Consider the following 25,321-nt stretch of genomic DNA (forward strand, 5'->3'; position numbering starts at 1 on the left):
ATCCCATATGCTTCTCGCGTCCCCCACCGGCCCCCATCGTCTAGTGGCCCAGGACGCCGCCCTTTCAAGGCGGTAGCGCGGGTTCGAATCCCGTTGGGGGTACCCGGATCAAGGACCGCCCAGGTGGCCGCCCCTCGCGGGCGCGGCGCCTGGGCGTTCGGTTTTCACCCTGTCTGTTCGGCCGTCCGTCGTCTGTTCGGCCGTCCGTCCCGCCGTCCGTCAGAAGGCCCAGGGGTCGGGGTGCGGGGTGCGGGTCCTGTCCTCGGACCAGCGGAGGCGGGCTGCCAGGTCGTCGCCCAGCAGACCGGTGAGCCGGTCGGCCGCCCAGCCGTTCCCGTGGACGCCGCCGGGGAACTCCGGCACCCGGAACACCGCCGGGCCGGTGGGCAGCGCGTCGGGACGGGCACAAGGGACCGTCGCGCGGGCCGGGTTACGGCTCCTTCCGTTCCTGTTCCCGCTCGATCCGGCGGTTCCACTCGGCCTTGCCGGCCTGCCAGCCGTCCTCGTCGGCGCCGAGGCGCCAGTAGCCGGAGACGGACAGCCGCTCGCGCGGCAGGCCGCGTTCGTGCCGGAGGTGGCGGCGCAGCTCCTTCACGAAGTGGGCCTCACCGTGGACGAACACCTGCGGCGTACCGGGCGGGATCCGCGCCGTGGTGACCGCCGTCACCAGCGCGTCGCCGGGTCGGCCCGCTCCCCGGTGGAGCCAGCGGATCTCCGCGCCGGCCGGGGCCTCCAGCTTCTGTTCCTCCGCCGGCCCGGCCACCTCGATGAAGGCCAGGGCCACCGCCGAGGCCGGCATCGCGGCCAGGGCCGCCGCGATGGCGGGCAGCGCGCTCTCGTCCCCGGCGAGCAGGTGCCAGTCGGCGGTCTCCTCGGGCGCGTATCCGCCGCCGGGGCCGAGGAAGAGCAGCTCGTCGCCGGGCCGCGCGGCGGCGGCCCAGGGGCCGGCCAGGCCCTCGTCCCCGTGGAAGACGAAGTCGAGGGTCAGCTCGGCCGCCGCCGGGTCCCAGGCGCGCACGGTGTAGGTCCGCGTCCGGGGCCACTGGTCCCGGGGGAGGTCGCGCCGGATGGCCGCGATGTCGAACGGCTCCGGGTAGACCGCCCCCTCCGCCGGGAACAGCAGCTTCACGTACTGGTCGGTGTCCGGGCGGGCGGCGAACGAGCGCAGCCCGTCGCCGCCAAGGACCACCCTGATCATGTGCGGGGTGAGGCGTTCGGTGCGCAGCACCCGGCCCCGGTTGAGGCGGGGCGCGTCGCGAACGGGACGATCGGTCATCTGTGCTCCTCGATCGAGGGAAGCGAGTTATTTATTAGGCGAGCCTAACCTTGGTGTGAGCGCTTCCCCCGGTCGCGGTGGCCGGTCCTGTCGCGGTGGCCGGTCCTGTCGCGGTGGCCGGTCGCCGGTCGGCGCTCTTCTTCCTACGCTGGAGACAGGCGTACCCGGGAGAGTCGGAGGCGACGGAATCATGCGACATCCGATGGGGCACGGTCCGCTGTGACGGCGCGGGGCCGGGCGTTCGGCGGGGTGACGCTGGTCGCCGTCTACGCGCTGCGCCGGGAGACCGACGAGCTGCGCCTGGTCGAGACGTCGGGCGGCTCGCTCTCCCGGTACGGGCTGCGGTTCGCGTACCCGGTGTCCGCCCGTTCCCCCGCCGCCGACGCCTGCCGCACCGGCCGGCCCCTGTGGCTGGATGCCGCGGGGCTCGCCGCGTACAGCGGCGCGCCGCCGGCCGGCATCTCGCTGGCCGCGCTGCCGCTCGGCGGGAACGGCGACAGCGGCCCGCTGGGGTGCCTGGTCGCCGTGGACGAGTCCGGGGAGGGATTCGGCACCGATCGGCGCGGCCTGCTGGAGCTGTACGCGCGGCACGTCGGCGAGGGCCTCGAAGCCGGTGGCGAGCCGGGCCAGGGATCGGTGCTGGGCCACGCCGTGGAGGAGGGCTGGTTCGGCTCGTTCGCGATGGAGCCGCGCGGCGGGCGGGTCGAGGCGGACGCGCAGACGCTGGAGCTGATGGACCTCCCCCCGGAGGAGTTCGACGGCCGGGTCGACACCTTCCTGGCCCACGTCGTTCCCGAGGACCGGCCACCGGTGATGTCCCTCATCGCGCCAGGCGCGGAACCGGGGGCCGCGCCCGGCGCGGCGGGCACCGACGGCCGGGCACTGGAGTTCCGCGTCCGGCGCCGCACCGGGGAGCTGCGCTGGCTGCACCTGCGCTGCCGGGTGCTCGCGGACGACGTCACCGGCGCTCCGGGCCGGGTGCTGGGCGTGCTCGGTGACGCCGCGCGCCGACGGCCGAGCGCCGACGAGGTGTCCCGGGTACAGCGGCTGTCGGCGACCCTGGCCACCGCGGTGACCGTCCAGGACGTGAGTGAGGTGGCGGTGGCCGCCATGCGCGAGCTGGGGGCCGACCGGGTGGCGCTGGCCGAGTCCGAGGCCGACCGGCTGCTGATCACCGCGCTCGATCCGCCGGGGACCGGCGCTTGGCCGGAGAGCTGGCACGCCGAATGGCCCCATGTGCCGACGCGCGTCCTGCCGGCCCTGGAGGCCGTGCTGCGGCTGGGCCGGATGAGCGTGTGGTCCGCGGACACCGCGCTCGACCCGGGGCTGGCGGGCGTCGGCCCCGGCGGACTGGCCGTGCTGCCGCTCCCGGCCGACGGCCGGCTGGCCGGGGTGTGCCTGATCGGGTGGGAGGAGCCGCACGAGTTCGGCCCGGAGGAGCGGGTCCTGCTGACGGCCGCCACAGGGCTGGTGGGGCAGGCCGTGATGCGCGCCCGCGCGTCCGACGCCCAGCACGAGTTGGCCGCGATGCTCCAGCGCAGCCTGCTGCCGCGCACGCTCCCGACGCTGCCGGGCGGAGTGGCCATCGCCCGCTATCTGCCCGCGACCGTCGGGCTCGGCGTGGGCGGGGACTGGTACGACGTGATCCCGCTCACCGACCGCCATGTGGCGCTGGTCATCGGCGATGTCCAGGGGCACAGCGCCGGGGCCGCGACGATCATGGGCCAGATCCGCACGGCGATCCGGGCCTACGCCGTGGAGGGCCACTCGCCGGACGTGGTCATCTCGCACGCCAACCGGCTGCTGATGGGCATGGAGACCGACCTCTTCGCCACCTGCTGCTATGTCGCCATGGACATGGAGGAGGGCGACACCTGGTTCGTCCGGGCGGGGCACCTGCCGCCGGTGATCCGCGATCCGGACGGCGGCACCCGGGAGATCCAGGTCGAGGGCGGCCCTCCGCTGGGCGTCGTCGCGGACCCGGAGTACCCGATGACCGTGATCGGCCTCGCCCCGGGCAGCGTGCTCACCCTGCTCACGGACGGCCTGGTCGAATCGGCGAGCCTGAGCCTGGAGGACGGCCTGCGCCGGGTCCGCGACGCCCTCTCCGCCACCGGGCCGGCCGACCTCGGGCGGATCGCGGACGCCCTGCTCGGTGAGGCGGACCGGAGGGACGACGACGTGGCGCTGCTGCTGCTGCGCTACGACGGGATGAGAATCAAACCGCGTCGAGCGAGCTGGACACTGTGGCGGCTGCCGGACGCCGTCGGGCACGCGCGCCGTTTCACCGCGCGGACGCTGCGGACGTGGGACGTGGCGGACGCGGTGGACACCGTGCTGCTGGTCGTCTCGGAGCTGGTGACGAACGCCCTGACGCACACGCAGGGCCAGACGCGGCTCGACCTCACCCTGACGGGTGACCGCCTGCGGGTGGCGGTCAGCGACTCGTCGCCGCGCACGCCTGTGAAGTCGGCGCACACGGACTGGGAGGCGACGGGCGGCCGGGGCCTGCTGCTGGTCGAGGCCGTGTCGGCGTCCTGGGGCTCGGTGCCGCTCAGCGGCGGCAAGCAGGTGTGGAGCGAGATCACCGTGCCGTCCGACGAGCCGGAGCCCGCGGTGGCCGGGCCGGAGCCGGGGGTGGCCGGGCCGGAGCCGGGGGCCGGATCCGGACGGTGAGATTGCGGTGTTTGCCCGTTTAGCCTTACATGTGAAGTCGGTGAGCCACGCACGCCGGGGAAGGAGGCAGGGATGGCAACGGTGACCTGCGGTGCCGCCGTCATCGCCGCCGCGGTGCTCCTGACCTCCTGCCTCGCCGCCCGCGGCGAGCGGCACGACGGAGCGGCGGACGACGACGGCCTCAGGATCGGCGTGCTGCTCCCGGACACTCTGATCCCCCGCTGGCGGCACTACGACAAGCCCCTGATCGAGCGCGGCGTCCGCGAGCTGTGCGGCGAGTGCGCCGTGGAGACCGTGAACGCGCAGAACGACGTGGCCACGCAACAACAGCAGATGGACTCCACGATCACCAGCGGGGCCGAGGTGCTGATCCTCAACCCGCTCGACGCCAAGGCGACGCGCTCCGCCGTCGAGCACGCGGACGAGGCGGGCATCCCGGTCGTCGCCTACGACCGGCTCGTCGAGGGCCCGGTCTCGGGATATGTCTCCTTCGACAACGAACGGGTCGGCGCGCTTCAGGCCGAGGCGCTGCTGCGGGCCATGGGGGACGAGGCGGACGGTGGCCAGATCGTCATGATGAACGGCGCCTCGACCGACCCGAACTCCGCCCAGCTGAAGGAGGGCGCGCTCGCCGTCCTCCGGGACCGGGTGCGAATCGGCGCGACGTACGACACGGCGGGCTGGACCCCGCAGAACGCCTATGCCAACGGCGCCGGGGCCGTCGCCGCCCTCGGCCCCGACCGGATCAACGGCTTCTACGGCTTCTACGGCTTCTACGGCCGCGAACGACGGCCTCGCGTCCGGGGTCATCGCCGCCCTCAAGGCGGCCAGCGTCGAGCCGCTGCCGCCGGTCACCGGCCAGGACGCCGATCTCGGGGCCGTGCAGCGCATCGTCGCGGGCGGCCAGTACATGACCGTCTACAAGCCCTTCACCGAGGAGGCGGAGGCCGCCGCCGAGATGGCCGTCGCGCTGGGCCGGGGCGAGCCGCTGGACAGGGTGGCCGAGGAGGAGGTCGCCAACGGAACGTTCGAGACCATCCCGGCCGTCCTGCTCTCCCCGATCCCCGTGACCGTCGACGACATCCGCGACACCGTGGTGCGGGACGGGGCCCTCACGGTCGGCCAGATCTGCACCCCGAAGTACGAGACCGCGTGTGAGCGGGCCGGGCTCCTCTGACCGGGAGCCGGACGCCGCGCCGAAAGGTGGTTCATGTGTCACCAGCCCCCGAGCCCCTGCTGAGGGTGCGCCAGGTCTCCAAGCGGTTCGGCGCCGTCCAGGCGCTCGCCGGCGTCGATCTGGAGCTGCGCGCGGGCGAGGTGACGGCCCTGGTGGGCGACACCGGCGCCGGCAAGTCCACGCTGGTCAAGGTGATCGCGGGCGCGGACCCGGCCGACGAGGGCGTCATCGAGTGGAAGGGCCGTCCGGTCGGCGTCGGCCGCCCGTACGACGCCCGCGAGCTGGGCATCGCGACCGTGTACCAGGATCTCGCGCTGTGCGAGAGCCTCGATGTCGTCGGCAACCTCTTCCTCGGCCGCGAGATCCGCCGGATCGGCGTCCTGGACGAGGTCGAGATGGAGCGCCGCGCCCGTGAGCTGCTGGCCACGCTGGTCATCCGCATCCCCAGCCTGCGGGTGCCGGTCTCCGCGCTGTCCGGCGGGCAGCGGCAGACGGTCGCCTTGGCGCGGGCCCTGCTCGGCGAGCCCGAGGCCGTGCTGCTGGACGAGCCGACCGCGGCCCTGGGTGTCGAGCAGACCGTCCAGGCCCTCGACCTCATCGAGCGACTGCGCGACCGGGGGCTCGCGGTGCTGCTCATCACCCACAACCTGGCCAACGTGAAGGCCGTCGCGGACCAGGTCATGGTGCTGCGGCTGGGTCGCAACAACGGCTTCTTCGACGTGAACACCACCTCCCAGGAGCAGATCACCTCATCGATCACCGGCGCCACCGACAACACCGCGATGCGCGCCGTACGGACGTGGCCGTGAAGACCGCCGCCTCCGCCGACACCGCCAGCGATCCGCGCCTGATCACGCGCGAACGCGGCGTGCGGGGTTATTTCCGGGAGCTCGGAGGCAGGGCGCGCGACGGCGACCTCAGCTCGGCGCCGGTCGTGGCCGGCCTCGCCGCGCTCTGGATCACCTTCCAGGCCCTGGACACCGCCTTTCTGTCGCCGCGCAACCTGTCCAACCTCAGCGTCGACATCGCCGGAATGGGCCTGATCGCCGTGGGCATCGTCTTCGTCCTGCTGGTCGGGGACATCGACCTGTCGGTCGGCGCGGTCAGCGGCCTGTGCGGGGCCGTGTTCGCCGTGCTGAACGTGAACAACGGCATGGCGGAGTGGCTTGCCGCCGTCCTCGCGGTGCTCTTCGGGGCGGCGGTCGGGGCCGTCCACGGATTCTTCGTGGCGCGGGTCGGCGTGCCCGCGTTCGTCGTCACCCTGGCGGGTCTGCTGGCCTGGAACGGTCTGATGCTCCAGATCCTGGGCCCCAGCGGCACCATCAACATCGACGACGAGGGGCTGGTCGCCATGCTGACCAACCACTACTTCGGCGGTGCCGCCCCCGCCTTCGGGGTCGCGGCGGTCGCGGTGGCCGGGTACTTCCTCGTCTCCTGGCGGCAGGCGCGGCGCGGCGCGTCCGCCGGTCTGCCGAACCGGCCGTTCGGCGAGATCGTGGCGCGCACGGGCGTGCTGGCGGTGCTGGTCTGCGCGGCGGCCTGGGTGCTCACGGCGTTCCAGGGGCTGCCGCTGGCGCTGATGATCTTCCTGGCCGTGGTCGTCGGCCTCGACTTCGTGCTGCGCCGCACGTCCTACGGGCGGGCGATCCTGGCCCTTGGCGGCGGTATGGAAGCGGCCCGCCGCGCGGGGCTGAACGTGCCGGGCGTGCGCCTGTCCGTCTTCATGATCGCCGGGGTGATGGCCGCGATCGGCGGGCTGTTCCTGGCCTCGCGCATCGCCTCGGTGAGCCAGACCTCGGGCAGCGGCAGCCTGCTGATCAACGTCATCGCCGCCGCCGTCATCGGCGGCACCAGCCTGTTCGGCGGGCGGGGCTCGACCTGGTCGGCGCTGCTGGGCGTGCTGGTGATCCAGTCGATCGCCTCCGGCATGGCGCTCCTGGGCATCCAGGTGGCCGTCCAGTTCATGATCACCGGCGGGGTACTGCTCGCCGCCGTGGTCGTCGACTCGCTGTCCCGACACCTGCGGAAGGCCCGCGGCCGGGCCTGAGACGGCGCGGCCCAGCGTCGGAGGCGGACCGGATCAGAAACAGACGAAGAAAACCTGGACGAGGCAGTCACCCTCGTTGTTGGGCCACCGGAAATCCTCCGGCCCGGTCGGCGTGGGCGAGGGCTCCGGCTCGGGCGGCGGGGTGGTCCGCTCCGGCTCCGGGGGGTCGGGCCGCTCGGTGGGCTCCTCGGCCACCGCCTCGGTCGGCGGGGGCGGGGGTGGGGGCGGCGGCGGCGCGGGGCTCTCCGAGGGCTCCTCGGTCTCCTCGGGCGTGGTCTCGGCCGGCGAGGGCGACGGTGACGGCTCGGGGCTGCTGGTCGACGGCGAGGGGGTCGGCGTGGGGGTGGGCGTGGGGGTGGGGGTGGGGGTGGGGGCCGACGTGGGCAACGACTGCGTCTCGGCGCTGCTGGCCGAGTCGTTGAGCGGGATCGGCATCTCGTCAGCCCGGGCCAACACGATGCCGAGCAGGACGCCGCACAGCAGGCCGACGTAGAGGAGGCGGGTTCTGGCGGGGCGGGGCTCGTCGGCGTCCCCGGCCTTCCGGCCGGTGCCCTCGTCGAACAGCGCGGGGCCCGCGGCCCACGGGGACTCGTCGGGATCGAGGGGAACGATGTGCGTCGCCGTGCCGTCCGGCGGGAGAGCCGGGAACCCTGGGAACGCGGGGAGAGCGGGCGCCTCCACCTCCCCGGCCGGGGAGGGCGCCGCACCGCAATCGGGGCATATCGCGGCGCCATCGAGCGCTCGGCGGCAGGTGCTGCAGTCGTCCATGACTCCCGATCCATTGTGCGACGGACCCGTGGGGTAGCGAACACCTTAGCGGCACAAGGGAAGGTGGGCGCCCCCTTCGGGAAAGGTCTCCGTCGCGCGACGAAGGACCCGCGGCGAACATGGACTTCGGCCCGCACCGGCCACACGTTCTAGGATGCGTCGTATGAGTTCACCGGCTGCCGGTCGCGGTCCCTCCCCGGAGGGAAGCGCGGAGCCGCTGTCCCTGAGCCCTTCCTCCTATCTGGTCCTCGGCCTCATCGCCCGGCACGGACCGATGACTCCGTACGCCCTGAAGATCAGGTCCGGGGAGTCGGTCGGGCCCTTCTGGTCGTTCCCGCACGCCCAGCTCTACAGCGAGCCGGACCGGCTGGCGCGCGGCGGGCTGCTGAGCGAGGAGCGGGAACCGGGCGGCCGACGCCGCCGCACATTCCATCTGCGGCCCGCCGGGCGCAGGGTGCTCGACGAGTGGCTCGGCGACCCGGGGACCGAGCCCGCGCAACTGCGCGACCCGGCGCTGCTCAAGCTCTCCTTCGCCGACCTCGGCGACGAGGAGGGCGTGCGCCGCCTGGCCGAGCGGCAGGGGGAGGCGCACCGGGCACGCCTGGCAGACTACCGGCGGCGGGCCGAGGAGCTGACCGACACCCCGGAGGACACCGCCCGGCGGCGGGTGCTGACCATCGCGGTGTGCATCGAAGAGGCGCATCTCGCCTTCTGGCGGAGCCTGCTGGATTGAACGCGCCCTTCAACGCTCCACAACGGACGGTCTAGTCTGAACTGTTGAGTCCGGACCGTCTGATCCGGACCGTGGCCTCACCCTGCCGACAGGAGGGTTCCCGTGTCCGACGCCGGACGCCGGAAGAGGGCATCCGTGCTGGCCGTGACGTGTCTCGGCCAGTTCATGGTGCTGCTGGACAACACCATCGTCATGACCGCGCTCCCGGACATGCAGCGGGACCTCTCCACCCCCCTGACCGGCCTGCAGTGGATCGTCGACTCCTACGTCCTGGCGCTGGCCGTCCTGCTGCTGACCGGCGGAGCGATCGGCGATCGCTACGGCAGGAAGCGGCTGTTCCTCGCCGGACTGGCAGTCTTCACCTGCGCCTCCGTGCTGTGCGGGCTGGCCGGCGGCACGGGCTGGCTTATCGCCGCGCGCGCACTCCAGGGCGCCGGGGCCGCCGCGCTCAGCCCGGGCAGCCTGTCGCTGCTCGCCTCCGCCTACACCGAGCCGCGCGAGCGGGCCCGCGCGATCGGGCTGTGGGCGGGGATCAGCGGCTTCGGTCTCTCGGCCGGACCGCTGCTCGGCGGGGCGCTGGTCGACTCCTTCGGCTGGCAGGCGGTCTTCCTGGTGAACCTGCCGGTCGGCCTCCTCACGCTGGTGCTCGGACTGAGGGTGTTGGACGAGTCCCGCGCCCCCCGCCGGCGCGGGCTGGACCCGCCGGGCATGCTCCTGGCGACGGCCTGTGTCGGGACGCTGACCTTCGGGCTGATCAACGCGGGCGACGAGGGCTGGTCCTCGGGCACGACCACGGGCTGCCTGGGCGCGGCGGCGGTGCTGCTGGCCGCGTTCGTGATCGCGCAGGCCCGCTCGCCGGAGCCGATGCTGCCGCTCGGGCTGTTCGGAGAGCGGCTGTTCACCGTGTCCCACACCGCCATCCTCGGCGTCGGGTTCGGTCTGCTGGGCACCACCTTCTTCTTCTCGCAGTTCTTCCAAATGGTGCAGGGCTGCTCGGCGTTCGACGCCGGGGTGCGGACGCTGCCCACCACGGCCGGGATCCTGGTGTGCGGCCCCCTGGCCGGGCGCCTGGCCGCCCGGTACGGCTACCGGCTGCCGGTGACCGCCGGCCTGCTGTCCGCCGGGGCCGGCCTGACCGCCCTCGGTGCCGTGCACGGCGACAGCGCGTACGGCGCGGTGTGGTGGCGGCTGGCCCTGGTCGGCCTCGGATTCGGGCTGGCGCTGTCGCCGCTCACCGCCGCCGCGGTCGCGTCCGTGCCCCGGGAGCGCAGTGGTCTGGCTTCCGGCACCAGCAACACCGGCCGCCAGCTCGGAGCCGTGCTCGGCGTCGCCGTGCTGGGCGCCCTCGTGCACGCCCGGCAGGCCGATGGCATCGCGGACCGGCTCAACGGCCTGGGACTGGCGCCGGAGGCGCGGGCCGCCGCCATCGAGGCGCTGTCCTCCGGTGGCGGACTCGCGCCCGCGGAATCCGTGCCCGGGCTGTCCACCGCCGCCCAACGCCTCGTCGTCGGCGGCGCGTTCACCGACGCGCTCAACGTGGCCTTCCTCACCGCGGGCGTCGTCATGCTGGCCCTCGCGACCCTCGCCGCGCTGGGCCTCACCCGCTCCACACCGCAGGCCACCCGGACCGCCCCGGGCCCCGACGCCCCCGACGCCCCCGACGCCCCCGACGCCCCCGACGCCCCCGACGCCCCCGACGCCCCCGACGCCCCCGACGCCCCCGACGCCCCCGGCGCCCCCGACGCCCCGCACGAGACCACGCCCGCCGGACCGGGCCGCCCGTGAGAGCGGGGCCGGCTCAGAACAGGCTGTGCTCCCGGCACCACTCCTCGACGCTGCGGCCCCCGTCCTCGACGGCACCGCGCCAGCACCCGTCCGCCGCGATGGCCTCGGGCAGCGACGAGTGATAGGGGAAGACCCGCGTCAGACCGGTGACCTGGAAAACCCGGAGAATCCGGTCGGCGTCGATGACGAGCGAGAGCGTCCCCTGGCTGGTGCGCAGCCGCTTGAGGCCGCCGACCAGGGCGCCCAGGCCCGTCGAATCTATGAACTCCACCCCCCGCATGTCCGCGATGATGTGCACGGTCCCCCGCCCGGCCAGGTCGAAGACCTGCTCGCGCAGCCTCGGCGCGGTGTACACATCGATCTCGCCCACGATCCGGAGCACCGCGCGATCGTCCCCCGCCGCGATCGGCTCCACCTGGAAATCCCGCACGTCCGTCTCCCTGCGTCCCACGGGCCACCCCCTTGTCATTCCATACAATGACAGCGCATGCCTTGGAGTTACACTACTGCGACTCGCCAGCAGTTGTCAATGTCCGAGCATCACCGTCATCATGGAAGATGACAGCGACTGACACGAAGGGAATCAGGATGCGGGTGGAAGAGGCCATCGGATCGCAGATCGCACGCCTCCGCGAGTCACGGCGGATGTCACTGTCGCAGCTGGGTGAGGCGCTGGGCCGGTATCTGGAGAGGCCGTGGAGCCGCCAGGCCGTCCACCAGGCCGAGCGCGGGCGGCGGGCCTTCACCGCCGCCGAGCTGGCCGCGATCGCCCTGGTCCTCGACACCTCGGTGCCCGCCCTCTTCCTCGCCGAGCCGGAGTCCGGCGCGTCCGCCGGGATCGACCTCCCCGGCGGCAGGGTCACCCCGGAGGAGTACCGGGGGATCCTCCTGCACGACGCCAAGGACGCTCCGCTGGACGGCGTCGAGGAGCTGATCGTGGCGCTGCACGACATAGGAGAGGTGCTGTCGCGGCCCACCCTGGCCCGGCTCGCCAAGATCGGCCGCGTCGCCGAGCAGGTGGCCGGTCCCACCGCCGTCTGAGCCCCTCCCCCGCCGGCCGTCGCGCCCCGCCCCGGCGGCGGTCTCAGTTTTCCTCTCCCGCCCGCCCGTTCGCGGTCAGCGGCGAGCGGTCGTAGGACTCCTTCACCACCCACAGGTGCGTCCACGACTCCACCGTGCGGACTCCGGGCGTCGCACGCAGCTCCTCCAGGGAGCGGAAGACATCCTCCGCCGAGTATCCGGTGAGGGTGCCGACCGCGTCGCAGCGCCCTATCGCCGTCGCGAGGTACTGCACGCGGTCCAGCGTGCGGATGCGCTCGACGGCCGTCTCGGCGCCGTCGCCGAAGGTCAGCTCGAAGCCCGTGTGGTGCGCCAGCCCCAGCGCCTGCGGGTAGACGCGGGCGCCGACGTGCACCGCGCCCGCCTCCAGCAGGCGCAGCACCCGCGTGCGGGCGGCGCCGGGCGACAGACCCACCGCCTCGCCGAGGGTGGCGAACGGCGCGCGGCCGTCCCGTTGCAGCTCCGCCAGCAGCACCCGGTCGGTGTCATCGATGGGCATCGGCGTGTGCGCGGAGTCCTGCGGCGGGAAGTAAGCGTCCTTGAGGATCTCCGTGTAGACCGTGGTGTCGACGCGGCGCACGCCCGGCAGCGCGGCGATGCGCCGTATGTCCTCCGCGAGCGCCGCCCGGTCCGGGCAGCGCAGCTCGGCCACCAGCGCCCACCGGCCGGTCACCGCGGAGACGAACGGCGCGGTGTCCAGCGCCACCACCCGCTCGGCCACCGGGCCGACCGGCCCGTCCACCGCGATGGCCGCGTGCGCGTACGCGGTCAGGCCGAAGACGGACGGGTGCACGACACCGACGATCCGCACCAGACCGGAGTCCAACAGCCGGCGCAGCCGCGTGCGGGCGGCGGCGCGGGACAGGCCGAGGAGACGGCCGAGCGTCTCGTACGTGGCGCGGCCGTCGCGCCGCATCTCTTCGAGGAGCGCCATGTCGACCGGATCGACGTCCGGTTGAGGCGCGAGCGGAGTCATGAACCGCATTGTGCACGCCCGGCGTACCGGCCCGGCGACGGCCCGTGGCCTCGCTGTTTCACTGCGGTAAAAACTGCATCACTAACGCCCTTTTTGCTGTCCATATGTGAGACGTGTGGTTAGTTTTCTTCTGAATCGGCAGTGACAAGCGCTCATTTGAAGCAGATTCGTCCACCTGCGAGGAGACGCCCCGTGAACCGTTCCAGATCCTCCCGCCGCGAGTTCCTGTCGCGCATGTCGCTGGTCCTCGGCGGCGCCGCGGCGGGACCGGCGCTGCTGACCGCCTGTGGCTCGTCCGACTCCTCCGGCGGGTCCGGCGGTTCGTCGGCCGCGCCCGAGGGCGTCGACGCCGAGTGGCCGCGGCTCACCTCCCGCCAAGTGGTCGTCGCGGGCTTCGGCGGCGAGACCTACGAGCTGCGCGACAGCGAGCAGTTCCGCCCGTTCACCGAGGTGTCGGGCGCGCGTGTCGTCCAGGCCGCGTGGGACTACGGCAAGTTCGTCTCGATGGTCGAATCGGGCACCCCCGAGTGGGACATGATCGACTTCGACGGGTACTCCATCGCCGCACTGATCGAACAGGGCACGCCGCCCGGCGAGTTGGCCCCCTGGGTGCGCCGCTGCGACCTGGTGGACGAGCGGTACCGCGACTACGCGGCGGGCAGCTACGCCTACAGCGTCGTCCTCGGCTGGTCCACGGATCTGGACGCCACCCCCCGCACCTGGGCCGATTACTTCGACACCCGCCGCTTCCCCGGCAAGCGGGCGTTCCCCAAGTCGATCTACGCGGGCACCGCCGAGATAGCCCTGCTCGCCGACGGCGTGCCCGCCGACCAGCTCTATCCCCTGGACCTGGACCGGGCGTTCGCCAAGCTGGACACCATCAAGGACGACCTCGTCTACTACGACTCCTACGCCCAGGGCCAGCAGTACATGACCCAGGGCAGCGCGTCGATGATCGCCACCGCCAACAGCCGCATGATCCAGCTGAAGAACGACGGACAGCCGGTCGACTGGACCTACCAGGACGCGATCCTCTACCCCTGGGGCGGCTTCGCGATGCCGCAGCAGCCGCAGCACGCCGACGCGGCCAACGCCCTCATCGACTACCTCTCCACGCCCGAGTCCCAGGCGTGGACGGCCAGAACGCTGTACCTCGGACCGACCGTCTCCGCCGCGTTCGACTCGCTCACCGACGAGGAGCGCGCCCTCCAGCCCAGCGCGCCGGAGAACGTCGAGGTCCAGGTCACCGTCGACGTGCCCGCCGCCGCGCGCCAGGACACCGAGTACGTCGAGCGGTTCTTCTCCTGGATAGCCGAATGAGCCGGACGGCGACGGCTCGCACGGGAACGGGCGCGCGGTGGCTGCTGCTGCCGCCCACGCTCCTCCTCGCCGTCGGCCTCGCCGGCCCGCTGGTCGCGCTGATCGCCGCCGCCTGGTCCACGCACGGACCGGCCGGCGTCCTCACCGAGCCCTTCGAGAGCGACCTGTTCATCGGCGCCACCGCCCGCACCCTGTGGCTGTCGGCGGTGGTCACCGCGGTCTGCTGGCTGGTCGGCACCGGCTACGCGCTGGCCCTCGCGCTCGCCCCCGCCTGGCTCGGGCGGCTGCTCACCGCCGTGCTCTTCCTGACCTTCTGGGTCTCCCTGTTGGTGCGCACCTACGGCTGGGTGCTCACCCTCCAGCCCGGCGGCGCCCTGGACGAGCTGGTCCAGCGATTGGGCCTGTCGGCCGACGGCGAGAGTCTCGGCCTGTACCAGACGACGCCCGGCCTCCTGCCCGCCATGGTCCACGTGATGCTGCCGTACATGGTGCTGCCCATCTACGCGGGCCTGCGCGCCATCGACCCGGCCCAGCTGCGGGCCGCCCGCAGCCTGGGCGGCGGCGACCTGCTGGTGCTGCGCAAGGTCGTGCTGCCCGCGCTGCGTTCGGGCTCGCTGGCCGGCGCGGTGCTGGTCTTCGTGCTCAGCCTCGGTTTCTACGTCACCCCCGCGTTCCTCGGCGGCCCCGGCGACCAGGTCGTGTCCATCGTCATCGGCACCGAGTTCGGCCGGCTCCAGAACCTCGGCGGCGCCGCCGCGATGGGCGTGGTGCTGCTGCTGGCCATCCTCGCCATCTACCTGATCGCGGACCGGTATCTGCGCATCGGCGAACAGTGGGAGCGGCTGTGAGCGACGAACTCCGCCAATCCCTGCCGCGCTCCCGGGCGTTGTTCGTGGCGGTCGGCTGTCTGGCCGGGGGCTTCCTGCTCGCGCCGCTGCTCGTCATCGTGCCGATCGCGTTCAGCGGCAGCGCCTATCTGACCTTCCCCCCCGAGACATGGTCGACCCGCTGGTTCACCGACGTGTTCAACGACCCGGCCTGGCAGGACTCGTTCACGCTGTCGCTGCGCGTCGCCGCCGTCGCCACGCTGCTGGCGTCCGTCGCCGGCACCGCCGCCGCGTTCGCGCTGCGCCGGATGACGCGCGGCCGGCGGCTGCTGCGCACCGCCCTGATCGCGCCGATGGTCGTGCCCCAACTCGTCCTCGCCCTCGGCCTCTACCTCGCCGTCGAGGACCTGGGCGGTCAGGCGGGCATCCGGACGCTGATGCTCGGCCAGGCGGCGCTCGCCACGCCGATGGTCTACCTCACCGTGACCGCGGGCCTGGCGGGCGTCGATCCGGCGCTCTCCCGCGCCGCGTTCAGCCTCGGGCATCGCTGGCCCTCCGTCCTGCTGCGCGTCGAACTGCCGCTGGTGGCGCGGAGCGTGATCGGCTCGGCGATCCTCGCCTTCGGTCTGTGCTTCGACGAGTCCGTCCTCTCCTACTACCTGAGCCCGCCGGGCCAGGAGACCCTGCCCACCCACATCTGGCTGGCGGCCGGGCAGAGCGCGTCCCCCGACATCGCCGCCGTGAGCACGCTGATCATGGGCCTCGCCCTCGCCCTCCTCGGCGGCGCCCTGGCGGTCGGCGCCGCGGGGACCCGGAAGTCCGCGCCGAGCCGCAAGGCCGCGTCGCATCAAAAGGCCGCGTCGCATCAAAAGAAAGGGAAGACCTCATGAGCGTCGCCGTCGCCATCGACCGGCTCACCGTCGACCTGTCAGGCAACCGGATTCTCGACGGCGTCAGCCTCGATGTCCCGGCCGGGGCGTTTGTCACCCTGCTCGGCCCGAGCGGCAGCGGCAAGACGACCACCCTCAACGTGCTGGCCGGCTTCGCCGCCGCGGTCTCCGGCCATGTGCTGCTGGGCGACCGCCCGATCGACGCGGTGCCCGCCCACCAGCGCGACATCGGCTTCGTCTTCCAGAACTACGCGCTCTTCCCGCACCTGTCCGTCGCGAAGAACGTCGAATTCCCGCTGCTGGCCCGCAAGATCCCCGCCCGGCGGCGCGCGGAGCTCGTCGCACGGGCGCTGGAGCTGGTCCATCTCCCGCAGGCCGGGCCACGGCCCATCCGCTCGCTCAGCGGCGGCCAGCAGCAGCGCGTCGCGCTCGCCCGCGCCCTCGTCTTCTCGCCCGCCCTGCTGCTGCTCGACGAGCCACTGGCCGCGCTGGACAAGCAGTTGCGCGAGGCGATGCAGATCGAGCTGAAGCGAATCCAGCGCGAGACCGGCGTCACGACCGTGGCCGTCACCCACGACCAGACCGAGGCGCTGTCCATGTCCGACCGCGTCGCGATCATGAACGGTGGCCGGATCGAGCAGGTCGGCACCCCGGATGAGGTGTACCACCGGCCCGCCACCGCCTTCGTGGCGCGCTTCCTCGGCGAGGCCAACCTGCTGGCCGTGCGCGACGGCCGCGTCGAGGCCCTCGGCGCGCCCGTGGAGGGGGACCGCGACGGCACCACGGTGATCCGCCCCGAGGACCTGCGCGTATCGCCCGAGCCGGGCGAGGGGTTGGCGGGAACGGTCACCGAAGTCGTCTACCAGGGCCCGCGCCTGCGGCTCACGGTCACCGCCGGCCCTCTCGACCTCCTCGCCACGGTGGTGCCGAGCGAGCTGCCCGCGACGCCCGTCCCCGGCGACCGCGTCCACGTGTCCTACCGCGGCCGGGTCCTCCACACCCTGTGCCCCGAGCCGGGCGCGGCCATCGCCGCCTGAGCCCCCCTGCCCGCCCCGCCAACCCCCGCCGCCCCCCGCCGCCCCCCGCCGAGCCGCACCGAGCCGCACCGAGCCGCGCCGAAGAGAGAGCCCCGCCTTGCCCGTTGAGCCCACGGTTCCCCCCGTTCCCCTTGTCCCCGCCACCGTCCCGATCGGCCCCGTGGACGCCTCCCGTGTCCCGCGCTTCGTCGGCCCGGCGACGTTCGCCCGGCTGCCCCGTGTGGACGAGGTGACGCGGGCCGATGTCGCCGTCGTCGGCGTCCCGTTCGACACCGGCGTCAGCTACCGGCCCGGCGCCAGGTTCGGCCCGGCGCACGTCCGGGAGGCGTCCCGGCTGCTGCGGCCCTACAACCCGGCCGTCGACATCTCCCCGTTCGCCGCCATGCAGGTGGCCGACGCGGGCGACATCGCCTGCAATCCGTTCGACATCGAGGAGGCCGTCGGCACGATCGAACGCGGCGCCCGCGACCTGATCGGCACGGGCACCAGGCTGCTGACCATCGGCGGCGACCACACCATCGCGCTGCCCCTGCTGCGGGCCGTCGCCGGACGGCACGGGCCGGTCGCGGTCGTCCACTTCGACGCCCATCTGGACACCTGGGACACCTACTTCGGCACCGCGTACACGCACGGCACGCCGTTCCGCCGGGCCTGGGAGGAGGGGCTGATCGACGGCGAAGCCAGCATGCACGTCGGACTGCGCGGCCCGCTGTACTCCCCGCAGGACCTCGTGGACGACCGGGGGTTCGGCTTCGCGGCGGTGAGCTGCCCGGAGATCGAGGCGGACGGGATCACGGGTGTCATCGAACGGGTCCGCGCCCGCGTCGGGGACCGCCCGGTCTATGTCTCGGTCGACATCGACGTCCTCGACCCGGCGCACGCCCCGGGCACCGGAACCCCCGAGGCGGGTGGCCTGACCAGCCGCGAACTGCTCACCGTGCTGCGGGTCTTCGGGGAACTCAACCTGGTGTCGGCGGACGTGGTCGAGGTCTCGCCCGCCTACGACCACGCCCAGCTCACCGGCATCGCCGCCGCGCACGTCGGCTACGAGCTGCTGAGCGCGATGGCGCCGCGCGCCTCATGAACCGCGTCGTGCTGCTCGACGCCTGGGGCAGGGCCGAGGACGTCGCCGCTGAACTGGCCGGTCTCCCGGTCGAGGTGCTCACGGCCGACGCTGTTCCGTCCGGCCCCGGGATCGTGGCCCTGCTGCTCGGCCCCGAGACCCCGCTGACCGCCGCCCAGGTCCGCGCCCTGCCCGACCTGCGCATCGTCGCGGTCACCTCCACCGGGTACGACCACGTCCCGGTCGCGGCGGTGACGGCGGCGGGCGCGTAGGTCACGGCCAGCGCGGGGTACTGCACCGAGGAGGTCGCCGACCACACCCTCGCCTTCGTCCTCGACCTGGTCCGAGGCATCACTGCGCTCGACCGCTCGGTGCGGGTTGGGAGTTGGGACGTCCGCCGGGCGTCCCCACGCCGGATCGCGGGCACGGTGCTGGGCCTGGCCGGCCTCGGCCGGATCGGCCAGGCGGTCGCCCGGCGGGCGACGGCGCTCGGCATGCGGGTGACGGCCTACGACCCGGGCCGCCCGGCGCGGACGTTCGACGCCTGCGGCGTGGAGCGGCGCGACACGCTGCCTCAAGTCCTCGCGGAGGCCGATGTGGTGAGCCTGCACCTGCCCCTTACGCCGGAGACGCGCGGCCTGTTCGACGCACGGGCCTTCGCCACGATGAAACGGGGCGCCTGCCTGGTGAACGTGGCCCGTGGCGATCTGGTGGACGACGAGGCCCTGGCCGCCGCCCTCCGCACCGGCCATCTGTCGGGCGCGGCCCTGGACGTCCTCCGCGTCGAACCCCCGCTCCCCACTGACCCGTTGCCGACTCTGGACGGCGTCGTGATCACCCCGCACGCCGCCTGGTACTCCCCCGAGGCGACCACCCGCCCGTTCACCGAAGCCGCCCGGAACGTGGCCGCCGCGCTGCGGGGCCGGAAGCCCCCCGCCGCGGTCGCCTCCCCGACACCATGACGGCCGAGCCTCCGGCCCCGGACCGCCCGGCGAGCGACAGCGAGCCCAGCCGGGCGACCGCGCACGCCGCCCGCCCGGCAGCGCCGCGCCGACCACCCGACCAGGCCCCCGCCGACCCGCCGGACCGAGACGGCCGACCGTTCGCGCCCCCGGGCGGCGCGCGGCTACGACCCGGCGGCGGCGAACAGTTCCTCCGCCCACTCCTTCAACAGCAGCGCCTCCGCCCAGCGGTCGGAGAGCTCGGCACCGTCCGCACCGGTGATCGCGTAGGGCACCGCGCCCAGTTCGCAGTGGAACACGCACTCGTCGCCCGCGCCCGCCCGCGCCCGCCAGGACGCGAAGCCCCGGGCCCACCAGGCGCGGAAGCGCTCAACCGCCGCCCGGTGCTGTGCGAACCCGAGCGGCACCTGCACCTGGCCCCGGGTGGCGACCCGGCCCTGGAGCGAGCCGGCCCGGTCCAGCAGCAGGCCGACCAGCTCCTCGACGCGCGAATCGGGGCCGTCCGGCAGCTCGTTGCCCACCACGTAGTGCGAGAGGTCCACGGACAGCTCCACCTCGGGCACCTCCGCGAGCAACCGCGCCGTGAAGCCGAGATCGTTGGTCACCGTGTAGCGGTGGGTCTCCAGTTGGACCGCGATCCCGGCGTCCCCGGCCCGCGCCAGCCACTCCCGCACCATGACCGCCGCCTCCGCCACCGTCGCCGGGAAGACCTGTCCGCAGACCACCACCCGCTCGGCGCCCGCCTCCGCCGCGTACGCGAGCGCGGCCTCCAGCGGACGCCCCTCTCCCACGAACGCGAACACCTGGCAGCGCAGCCCGGCTTCACGCAGCAGCGGTCCGATCTCGGCGGCGGCGGGCGCCTCCCGCGCGCCCAGATCGACGGCCGCGCCGGCGAATCCGGCGCCCGCGACCCGGGCCACGCGCTCCCGCAGCGGCCAGGGCTCGGCCGTCCGCCAGGGCAGCCCCTCCATGGCCCACAACGACTGGAAGACGGCGAGGGTCTGTTGCTGCGACTGCGTCATGACGCTGAGTCTCCTGTCGACAAATCCGGACCGGCCGATTAAAGTCACCGTAGCCTATCAATCGATAGGGAGCTCAGGAGGAGCCCATGGCAGCACCCACCCAGCCCACCCGGACGGCCCAGACGGACCCGTCCCCGCGGGCGTCCGCCCAGCCCGCGCCCCCGTTCCCCGGCCCCCTCGACGGCCGTCCGGTGGGCCGCGGCATCCTGCCGGCCGACGCCTACACGGACCCCGCCGTGTTCGCCGCCGAGACCCGCGCCATCTTCGAACGCCGCTGGGTCTGGGCCGGGTTCGAGCACTGGGTGGCGACCCCCGGCAGCTCCCGGCCCATCACGGTCGCCGGCCGCCCCCTGCTGCTGGCCCGCGACAAGGACGGCACGCTGCGCGTCTTCCACAACGTCTGCCGGCACCGGGGCCTGGTCCTGTCCGAGGAGCCGAGCACCCGCTCCCGGCTGCGCTGCCCGTACCACTCCTGGACCTTCGAGCTCGACGGATCCCTGTGCGGCACGCCCTACTTCGCCCGCACCAAGAACTCGGCCCCGGACGACGAGACCCGCGCGGCCCTCGGCCTGCTTCCGGTGCGGCACACCGAGTGGGCGGGCATGATCCTGGTCAACCTGGACGAGCACGACAGCACGTCGGCCGATGAGCTGCTCGCGCCGCTGCGCCGCCGCTGGCAGCCCGTCGGCTTGGACCGCCTGCACCTGGCCGCCGAGCGCCGCTACGACATCGCCGCGAACTGGAAGCTGGTGGTGGAGAACTTCCTGGACTACTACCACCTGCCGTTCGTCCACCCCCAGGTCGGCCCGGCCACCGCCGCGCTCGACATCGACGACGTCGTCCTGTCCGACCGGATCCTCGGCGGCTGTTACCCGCGCGGCGCCATGGGCAAGGCGCGCAAGACCGAGACGCCGCTGCCGCTGTTCGCCGACGACCTGCCGCAGGAGATGGCCGACCGGCAGGACATCTTCTGTGTCTTCCCCAACGCCCTGGTCTTCCTGGAGGCCGACTGGTTCCAGGTCATCGGCTACGAGCCCGTCGCCCCCGGCCAGACCGTTGAGCACCTGGCGGTGTTCGTGGACGCCGCCGCCGCGACCGACACGTACGCCGACGCCCGCGCCGCGCTGTGCCAGGTGCTGTTCGAGGTCAACGACCAGGACGTGCCCATCCTCGAACGGATGCAGCGCGGCCGGCACTCCCCCGCCGCCGACCGCAGCCACCTCGTGCCGCACTGGGACCAGGTCACCGCCCGCTTCCAGCTCCTGGTGGCCGAGGCCCTCACCGACGTCAGGGCGGCTGGGACGGAAGGAGCCGACCGTGGCTGACTCCCATCCCGACTCCCACCCCGAAGTCCCCTTCTACGACCTGCTGTTCGTCGGCGCCGGCCCCACCGGCCTGTACGGCGCGTACTGCGCGGGCTTCCGCGGCCTGCGGGCCGCCGTGCTCGACAGCCTGCCGCAGCCGGGCGGCCAGATCGCCGCGCTCTTCCCGGAGAAGTGGATCTACGACATCGCCGGTCTGCCCCGCGTCCGCGGCCGAGTGCTGGTCGACCGGCTCCTGGAGCAAGCCGCCGCGTACGACCCGGCCTACCTGCTCGGCCGCCAGGCCGTCACCCTCCACGACGAACCGGACGGCGGGCTGCGGATCGGCTGCTCCGACGGCACCGCCGTCCGCTGCCGCGCCCTGGTGATCACGGCCGGCGTCGGCCGTTTCCAACCCCGGCCGCTGCCCGCCGCGGCCGACTGGGCGGGCGACGGCGTGCACTACTTCGTGCCCGACCCCGGCGCCCACCGCGACCAGGACGTCGTCGTGGTCGGGGGCGGCGACAGCGCGCTCGACTGGTGCCTCGCGCTGCGGCCCATCGCCCGGTCGGTCACGCTGGTCCACCGGCGCGACACGTTCCGCGCGCACGCCGCCACCGTCGTCCAACTCCACGCCGACGAGGCGCTCCCGCTGCTGCTCAACAGCGAACTCACCGCGCTGCGCGGCGGATACGACGGCGGCACGCTGCGTGCCGTCGAGGTCCGCTCGGTTGTGGACGGCACTGTCACCCGCCTCCCCGCGCAGGCCGTCGTCGCCGCGCTCGGCTTCCTCGCCGACCCGGGTCCGCTGCGCACCTGGGTGGAGCTGCGGGAACGCCGAGTCGTCACGGACAGCAGGATGCGCACCAGCAGACCCGGCGTGTACGCGGCCGGCGACATCGCCACCTACCCGGGGAAAGTCCGGCTGATCAGCGTCGGCTTCGGCGAGGTCGCCACCGCCGTCAACAACGCCGCCATCGCCCTCGATCCGGCCCAGCCACTCGCCCCCGGCCACAGCAGCGATCGCCCCCAGCCCCCACCCCGGCCCCACCTCCAGGAGATCCCGGCATGAGCTACGTCATCGGCGGCGCCTGCGTCGACGTCCACGACATGAGCTGCGTCGAGGAGTGCCCGGTCGACGCCATCTACCGAGGCGACCGCAAGCTCTACATCCAGCCCGACGAGTGCATCGACTGCGGCCTGTGCCAGTCCGCCTGCCCGGTCGGCGCGATCAGCGACGCCCACGCCGTTCCCGACCAGGACCTGCCCCATGTCGCCGACGCCCGCCGCTTCTTCTACGAGCCGCTGCCCGGCCGCGCCGAGCCCCTCGGCAGCCCGGAGGGCGCTCAGCACACCGGTCCGGCGGGCGTCGACACGGCGCTCGTCACCGTCCTCCCGCCGAACGCCTGATGGGACTCCCCATGGAAAAGGAAGAAGAGCGACTGCGCCGCGAACTCGCCGCCGTCTACCGGCTGGTGGCCCACTTCCGGCTCACGGACCTGATCTTCACCCATATCTCCCTGCGGCTGCCCGGGCCCGACCACCACTTCCTGATCAACCCCTACGGCCTGCTCTTCGAGGAGATCACCGCCTCCAACCTGGTCAAGATCGGCCTCGACGGCCGGCCCGTCGAGGCCACCCGACACCGCGTCAACCCGGCCGGCTTCGTCATCCACGGCGCCGTCCACGCCGCCCGCCCCGACGCCCACTGCGTTCTGCACACCCACAGCCGGGCCGGCTGCGCGGTGGCCGCTCAGGAGAGGGGCCTGCTGCCGCTCAACCAGATCTCCCTGGAGTTCTACGACCGTGTCGGCTACCACGACTACGAGGGCGTCGCGCTCAACCTCGCCGAACAGGAGAGGCTGGTGGCGGACTTGACCGACCACCCGGCGCTGATCCTCCGCAACCACGGCCTGTTGACCGTGGGCGCCACGGCGGCCCAGGCGTTCCTCCGCATGTACTACCTGGACAAGGCGTGCGAGATCCAGCTGGCCGCCCAGGCCGGCGGCGCCGCGCTGACCGTTCCGCCGCCCGACGTCTGCGAGTACGCCGCGCGGCAGCTCACCGGCGAAGGCGAGGCCGACTCGGACTACACCGACGACGACGCCTACGACCTCGCCTGGGCCGCGCTGCTCCGCCTGGTCGAACGGGTCGCACCCGACTACGCGGACTGAACGGGCCGCCCGGACCGCGGCGCGCCGGCCGGCCACTCCAGCGCCGGCCACAGCGCGCGGCCGGCGTCCCGCACCGCCGCGTACGCCCGGTCGCCGCCGGGCAGCAGCCCGCGCAGCACGAACGAGGCGCCCGCCTCGGCCAGTTCACCGGCGCGCTCCGGGCCGCCGGCCCAGCCCTCTTGGCGCACGCGGATGTTGGCGAGGAGCACGCCGGTGATCATCTCCTGCGCGAGCCTCGGCTCCACCACGACGAACTCGCCGGACTCCGCCCCCTGCGCGACGATGCGCCGCAGTCCCGCGTGCAGCCGCTCGGCGAGCGTCTCCGAGGCGGCGAACGCGGGGTCGCCGAGCACCTCGTCGGTGTGCAGCCCGTGCAGGTCGTAGGGCGAGCGGTGGATGTAGGTCAAGTCCCAGGAGACGTAGGCGTACAGCCGGGGCGCGGCCGGCCCCGGCAGCGCGGCCAGATGCTCGCAGGTGCGGACGGTCGGCCCATAGCTGTAGGCCAGCAGCTCGCTGAGGATCGACGCCTTGGACGGGAAGTGGTGGAACAGCGACGGCTGCCGGACCCCGACCGCCGCCGCGATGTCCCGCGTCGACGCCGCCCGGTACCCCACCCGCGCGAACAACCGCGCGGCCTCCACGAGGATCCGCTCCCGCATCGGCACCTGGTCACTCATGCCCCCATCATCGCCCGAGCGCGCCGAGGCCCGAGCGGCGCCCGCCCGTTCGACGGAACACCCCCTTCGCATTCGACAATGCCGAACATGGGTCGGCAATGCTACGTTCCACGCCGCCCGACAGCCGCGAAGAAGCGGCGAACGGGATATTTCACGCCCGCCGACGGCATGGACCTGATCCGCGAGGCCGTCCGGTCCGACACCCCGTCCCCCCTCCCGGGCAGGCCCCGCACGACCCCGAAACGGGGCCTGTCCGACCGTGATAGGCTGCTTCAGCGACATCGGCCCGGCATCCGGGCGATCGCGACAAGCCGGGTCCTGTGGAGCAGTTTGGAGTGCTCGCCACCCTGTCAAGGTGGAGGCCGCGGGTTCAAATCCCGTCAGGACCGCTCCGGCTGGGTAGCTCAGTTGGTACGAGCGTCCGCCTGAAAAGCGGAAGGTCGCCGGTTCGACCCCGGCCCCAGCCACCTCTTCTTTCTCCTCTCATTCCCTGCCCCCCGGGTGGCGGTGTCGCCACACCCAGAAGACCGTGCAGGACAGTGCCGCCCAGCCGGTCAGGACCAGGTAGGGCTGCGGGTGCTGGTGATCGTTGAAGTAGACCGCCGTGTGCTGGGCGTTCACGCTGGCGCCCGGGATCAGCCAGCGGCCGATCGCGCCGAGGACCGACGGCAGCAGGGGCCAGGAGACCGCGCCACCCGACGAGGGGTTGCCGAGCATCACCATCAGGACCCAGGTCGGCAGGATCGCCCAGCGTCCGACCAGGGTGTTGAACATCGTGAAGACCATGCCCGAGGCGAACATGGTCAGCGTGAGGATCCCCCACGACTGCGCGAACGGCAGCCGCACCGCGTCCAGGGCCCAGTCCACCGCCGCCGCGATCGCCAGGCCGCCGAGCACCGCGTAGCCCCCCGTGAAGGCGATCCGCTCGCCCGGCCTGAGGGCGCCGGCTTGCACGCTGAGCTGCACCGTGCCCAGGAAGCCGACGATCACGGCCGCGATGGAGACGTAGAAGAGGGCGAGGCCCCTCGGATCCCCCGGTGAGAGCGGCTTGATGTCCTCGATGGTGAGATCGACACCGGCCGAGCGGGCGGCGGGGCGCGCCTCGGCGGCCAGCAGCTCGGCCACCGAGGCGCCGGCCGCGCTCGCGGTGTCGAGCGCCACGCCGTCGCCACCGGGGTCGCTGTCGCGGACGATGGCGAAGACGCGCTGCGCCTCCACGGCGTCCACAGCCTGTGGATAGCGTGCGTAGGAGTGCGTTTCCAGCGTGGTGTCGAGGCGGCGCTCCAGCGCGCTGATGAACGTGTCGCTGAGCCGCCGCTCCGCCGCCTCCCCGACAACGGCCACCGGAACCTCGCTCGGCGTCGGATTGGTGATCGCATAGGTGTACGAGCCGGCGAAGAGCCCGGCCGAGGCGGCGACGATCAGCGCCACCACGGCGGCGGGGAGGTACGGCGAGTGCCGCAGCCTCTCCCGGATTCCAGTCACATCACCACGATAAGGGGTTAAATCACCCCCAACACGCCCAGTGCGATAACGGCTCGCCGCCGGCCA

At 73.3% G+C, this 25,321-nt stretch carries 24 protein-coding genes, 3 tRNA genes and 3 pseudogenes; 22 read left to right on the plus strand and 8 right to left on the minus strand.

The features are described 5' to 3' along the window. Positions 1–29 precede the first annotated feature (29 nt). A tRNA-Glu gene (locus OIE51_RS12800) sits at positions 30–102 on the plus strand. Between the two features lie 117 nt (positions 103–219). On the opposite strand, the gene OIE51_RS12805 is transcribed toward OIE51_RS12800, so the two are convergent. After that, positions 220–363: a hypothetical protein gene (locus OIE51_RS12805; protein ID WP_326597780.1), complete on the minus strand. Its 144-nt coding sequence runs from the start codon at positions 361–363 to the stop codon at positions 220–222. A gap of 67 nt (positions 364–430) precedes the next feature. Further along, positions 431–1,276, minus strand: a complete 846-nt coding sequence (locus OIE51_RS12810; RefSeq protein ID WP_326597781.1) for a siderophore-interacting protein — start codon at positions 1,274–1,276, stop codon at positions 431–433. A 219-nt stretch (positions 1,277–1,495) separates the two neighbouring features. Between OIE51_RS12810 and OIE51_RS12815 the strand changes: the two genes are divergently transcribed. The 5 genes and pseudogenes from OIE51_RS12815 to OIE51_RS12835 all read left to right on the plus strand — a co-directional run bounded on the left by OIE51_RS12815 (position 1,496) and on the right by OIE51_RS12835 (position 7,176). Then, complete coding sequence (locus OIE51_RS12815) at positions 1,496–3,952, plus strand: SpoIIE family protein phosphatase (protein WP_326597782.1); 2,457 nt, start codon at positions 1,496–1,498, stop codon at positions 3,950–3,952. 72 nt (positions 3,953–4,024) lie between these two features. Then, positions 4,025–4,651, plus strand: a pseudogene (locus tag OIE51_RS12820) (substrate-binding domain-containing protein); the annotation flags it as partial. A gap of 1 nt (position 4,652) precedes the next feature. After that, complete coding sequence (locus OIE51_RS12825) at positions 4,653–5,129, plus strand: substrate-binding domain-containing protein (protein ID WP_326597783.1); 477 nt, start codon at positions 4,653–4,655, stop codon at positions 5,127–5,129. Between the two features lie 26 nt (positions 5,130–5,155). Beyond that, positions 5,156–5,938, plus strand: coding sequence for an ATP-binding cassette domain-containing protein (locus OIE51_RS12830; RefSeq protein ID WP_326597784.1), 783 nt, complete (start codon positions 5,156–5,158; stop codon positions 5,936–5,938). Next, entirely contained in the window at positions 5,935–7,176 is a 1,242-nt protein-coding gene (locus OIE51_RS12835; RefSeq protein ID WP_326597785.1) for a sugar ABC transporter permease, read from the plus strand. Before OIE51_RS12830 ends, OIE51_RS12835 begins: the two co-directional genes overlap by 4 nt. 33 nt (positions 7,177–7,209) lie before the next feature. Here OIE51_RS12835 and OIE51_RS12840 read toward each other — a convergent pair whose 3' ends face one another. Then, positions 7,210–7,944, minus strand: a complete 735-nt coding sequence (locus tag OIE51_RS12840) for a hypothetical protein (RefSeq protein WP_326597786.1) — start codon at positions 7,942–7,944, stop codon at positions 7,210–7,212. Positions 7,945–8,107: 163 nt separating this feature from the next. Here OIE51_RS12840 and OIE51_RS12845 point away from each other — a divergent pair, with 163 nt between their 5' ends. Continuing rightward, positions 8,108–8,677: a PadR family transcriptional regulator gene (locus OIE51_RS12845; RefSeq protein WP_326597787.1), complete on the plus strand. Its 570-nt coding sequence runs from the start codon at positions 8,108–8,110 to the stop codon at positions 8,675–8,677. A gap of 102 nt (positions 8,678–8,779) precedes the next feature. Further along, positions 8,780–10,462: an MFS transporter gene (locus tag OIE51_RS12850; protein WP_326597788.1), complete on the plus strand. Its 1,683-nt coding sequence runs from the start codon at positions 8,780–8,782 to the stop codon at positions 10,460–10,462. A 91-nt stretch (positions 10,463–10,553) separates the two neighbouring features. On the opposite strand, the pseudogene OIE51_RS12855 reads toward OIE51_RS12850, so the two are convergent. After that, positions 10,554–10,877: pseudogene (locus OIE51_RS12855) on the minus strand (STAS domain-containing protein); the annotation flags it as partial. Positions 10,878–11,050: 173 nt separating this feature from the next. Between OIE51_RS12855 and OIE51_RS12860 the strand changes: the two are divergent. Then, the gene (locus tag OIE51_RS12860; RefSeq protein WP_326600612.1) at positions 11,051–11,503 is read left to right on the plus strand and encodes a helix-turn-helix domain-containing protein; all 453 of its coding nucleotides are present in this window, start codon (positions 11,051–11,053) and stop codon (positions 11,501–11,503) included. A 43-nt stretch (positions 11,504–11,546) separates the two neighbouring features. Here the strand turns inward: OIE51_RS12860 and OIE51_RS12865 are convergent, their stop codons facing one another. Beyond that, entirely contained in the window at positions 11,547–12,497 is a 951-nt protein-coding gene (locus tag OIE51_RS12865; RefSeq protein WP_326597789.1) for an Lrp/AsnC family transcriptional regulator, read from the minus strand. A gap of 192 nt (positions 12,498–12,689) precedes the next feature. Between OIE51_RS12865 and OIE51_RS12870 the strand changes: the two genes are divergently transcribed. The 7 genes and pseudogenes from OIE51_RS12870 to OIE51_RS12895 form a co-directional block, all read left to right on the plus strand. Next, complete coding sequence (locus OIE51_RS12870) at positions 12,690–13,817, plus strand: extracellular solute-binding protein (protein ID WP_326597790.1); 1,128 nt, start codon at positions 12,690–12,692, stop codon at positions 13,815–13,817. Then, positions 13,814–14,665, plus strand: a complete 852-nt coding sequence (locus OIE51_RS12875) for an ABC transporter permease (protein WP_326597791.1) — start codon at positions 13,814–13,816, stop codon at positions 14,663–14,665. Before OIE51_RS12870 ends, OIE51_RS12875 begins: the two co-directional genes overlap by 4 nt. Continuing rightward, positions 14,662–15,534 (plus strand): ABC transporter permease, encoded by an 873-nt coding sequence (locus OIE51_RS12880; protein WP_326597792.1) that lies wholly within the window; start codon positions 14,662–14,664, stop codon positions 15,532–15,534. Before OIE51_RS12875 ends, OIE51_RS12880 begins: the two co-directional genes overlap by 4 nt. Then, positions 15,531–16,571 (plus strand): ABC transporter ATP-binding protein, encoded by a 1,041-nt coding sequence (locus OIE51_RS12885; RefSeq protein ID WP_326597793.1) that lies wholly within the window; start codon positions 15,531–15,533, stop codon positions 16,569–16,571. Before OIE51_RS12880 ends, OIE51_RS12885 begins: the two co-directional genes overlap by 4 nt. Before the next feature lie 160 nt (positions 16,572–16,731). Beyond that, a complete protein-coding gene (gene speB, locus OIE51_RS12890) occupies positions 16,732–17,655 on the plus strand; it encodes an agmatinase (RefSeq protein WP_442811911.1) in 924 nt (307 codons plus the stop codon). Then, entirely contained in the window at positions 17,652–17,906 is a 255-nt protein-coding gene (locus tag OIE51_RS26945; protein WP_442811912.1) for a hypothetical protein, read from the plus strand. Before speB ends, OIE51_RS26945 begins: the two co-directional genes overlap by 4 nt. A 60-nt stretch (positions 17,907–17,966) precedes the next feature. Then, positions 17,967–18,596: pseudogene (locus OIE51_RS12895) on the plus strand (NAD(P)-dependent oxidoreductase); the annotation flags it as partial. Between the two features lie 164 nt (positions 18,597–18,760). On the opposite strand, the gene OIE51_RS12900 reads toward OIE51_RS12895, so the two are convergent. After that, the gene (locus OIE51_RS12900; protein WP_326597795.1) at positions 18,761–19,618 is read right to left on the minus strand and encodes a hypothetical protein; all 858 of its coding nucleotides are present in this window, start codon (positions 19,616–19,618) and stop codon (positions 18,761–18,763) included. 86 nt (positions 19,619–19,704) lie between these two features. Between OIE51_RS12900 and OIE51_RS12905 the strand changes: the two genes are divergently transcribed. From OIE51_RS12905 to OIE51_RS12920, 4 genes are read left to right on the plus strand one after another with little or no spacing between them, the layout of a single operon-like run. After that, positions 19,705–20,943, plus strand: a complete 1,239-nt coding sequence (locus OIE51_RS12905) for an aromatic ring-hydroxylating oxygenase subunit alpha (RefSeq protein WP_326597796.1) — start codon at positions 19,705–19,707, stop codon at positions 20,941–20,943. After that, entirely contained in the window at positions 20,936–21,991 is a 1,056-nt protein-coding gene (locus OIE51_RS12910; RefSeq protein WP_326597797.1) for an NAD(P)/FAD-dependent oxidoreductase, read from the plus strand. The genes OIE51_RS12905 and OIE51_RS12910 overlap by 8 nt, the downstream gene beginning before the upstream one ends. Beyond that, positions 21,988–22,329 carry an indolepyruvate ferredoxin oxidoreductase subunit alpha gene (locus tag OIE51_RS12915; RefSeq protein ID WP_326597798.1) on the plus strand — a complete coding sequence of 114 codons (342 nt, stop codon included), beginning with the start codon at positions 21,988–21,990 and terminating at the stop codon, positions 22,327–22,329. Before OIE51_RS12910 ends, OIE51_RS12915 begins: the two co-directional genes overlap by 4 nt. 11 nt (positions 22,330–22,340) lie before the next feature. Continuing rightward, positions 22,341–23,093: a class II aldolase/adducin family protein gene (locus tag OIE51_RS12920; RefSeq protein WP_326597799.1), complete on the plus strand. Its 753-nt coding sequence runs from the start codon at positions 22,341–22,343 to the stop codon at positions 23,091–23,093. Here OIE51_RS12920 and OIE51_RS12925 read toward each other — a convergent pair. Continuing rightward, positions 23,081–23,770, minus strand: coding sequence for a TetR/AcrR family transcriptional regulator (locus OIE51_RS12925; RefSeq protein ID WP_326597800.1), 690 nt, complete (start codon positions 23,768–23,770; stop codon positions 23,081–23,083). The two genes, OIE51_RS12920 and OIE51_RS12925, sit on opposite strands and share 13 nt — an antisense overlap. A 314-nt stretch (positions 23,771–24,084) precedes the next feature. Here OIE51_RS12925 and OIE51_RS12930 point away from each other — a divergent pair. Further along, positions 24,085–24,159 (plus strand) — tRNA-Asp (locus tag OIE51_RS12930). Between the two features lie 4 nt (positions 24,160–24,163). Further along, positions 24,164–24,237: transfer RNA gene (locus tag OIE51_RS12935), tRNA-Phe, on the plus strand. A 16-nt stretch (positions 24,238–24,253) separates the two neighbouring features. Here the strand turns inward: OIE51_RS12935 and OIE51_RS12940 are convergent. Then, complete coding sequence (locus tag OIE51_RS12940) at positions 24,254–25,255, minus strand: ABC transporter permease (RefSeq protein WP_326597801.1); 1,002 nt, start codon at positions 25,253–25,255, stop codon at positions 24,254–24,256. Between the last annotated feature and the right edge of the window lie 66 nt (positions 25,256–25,321).

Origin of the sequence: Streptomyces sp. NBC_01803 (assembly GCF_035917415.1) — a bacterium.
Classification (GTDB): Bacteria; Actinomycetota; Actinomycetes; order Streptomycetales; family Streptomycetaceae; genus Streptomyces.

Excerpts from the sequence above, each read along its gene's own strand:
- OIE51_RS12825 (WP_326597783.1), top strand. The coding sequence starts at position 4,653 with ATGCCAACGGCGCCGGGGCCGTCGCCGCCCTCGGCCCCGACCGGATCA.
- OIE51_RS12920 (WP_326597799.1), top strand. The coding sequence starts at position 22,341 with ATGGAAAAGGAAGAAGAGCGACTGCGCCGCGAACTCGCCGCCGTCTAC.
- OIE51_RS12840 (WP_326597786.1), bottom strand. The coding sequence starts at position 7,944 with ATGGACGACTGCAGCACCTGCCGCCGAGCGCTCGATGGCGCCGCGATA.
- OIE51_RS12860 (WP_326600612.1), top strand. The coding sequence starts at position 11,051 with ATGCGGGTGGAAGAGGCCATCGGATCGCAGATCGCACGCCTCCGCGAG.
- OIE51_RS12810 (WP_326597781.1), bottom strand. The coding sequence starts at position 1,276 with ATGACCGATCGTCCCGTTCGCGACGCGCCCCGCCTCAACCGGGGCCGG.
- OIE51_RS12925 (WP_326597800.1), bottom strand. The coding sequence starts at position 23,770 with ATGAGTGACCAGGTGCCGATGCGGGAGCGGATCCTCGTGGAGGCCGCG.
- OIE51_RS12875 (WP_326597791.1), top strand. The coding sequence starts at position 13,814 with ATGAGCCGGACGGCGACGGCTCGCACGGGAACGGGCGCGCGGTGGCTG.
- OIE51_RS12865 (WP_326597789.1), bottom strand. The coding sequence starts at position 12,497 with ATGACTCCGCTCGCGCCTCAACCGGACGTCGATCCGGTCGACATGGCG.
- OIE51_RS26945 (WP_442811912.1), top strand. The coding sequence starts at position 17,652 with ATGAACCGCGTCGTGCTGCTCGACGCCTGGGGCAGGGCCGAGGACGTC.
- OIE51_RS12885 (WP_326597793.1), top strand. The coding sequence starts at position 15,531 with ATGAGCGTCGCCGTCGCCATCGACCGGCTCACCGTCGACCTGTCAGGC.
- OIE51_RS12845 (WP_326597787.1), top strand. The coding sequence starts at position 8,108 with ATGAGTTCACCGGCTGCCGGTCGCGGTCCCTCCCCGGAGGGAAGCGCG.
- OIE51_RS12900 (WP_326597795.1), bottom strand. The coding sequence starts at position 19,618 with ATGACGCAGTCGCAGCAACAGACCCTCGCCGTCTTCCAGTCGTTGTGG.
- OIE51_RS12905 (WP_326597796.1), top strand. The coding sequence starts at position 19,705 with ATGGCAGCACCCACCCAGCCCACCCGGACGGCCCAGACGGACCCGTCC.
- OIE51_RS12915 (WP_326597798.1), top strand. The coding sequence starts at position 21,988 with ATGAGCTACGTCATCGGCGGCGCCTGCGTCGACGTCCACGACATGAGC.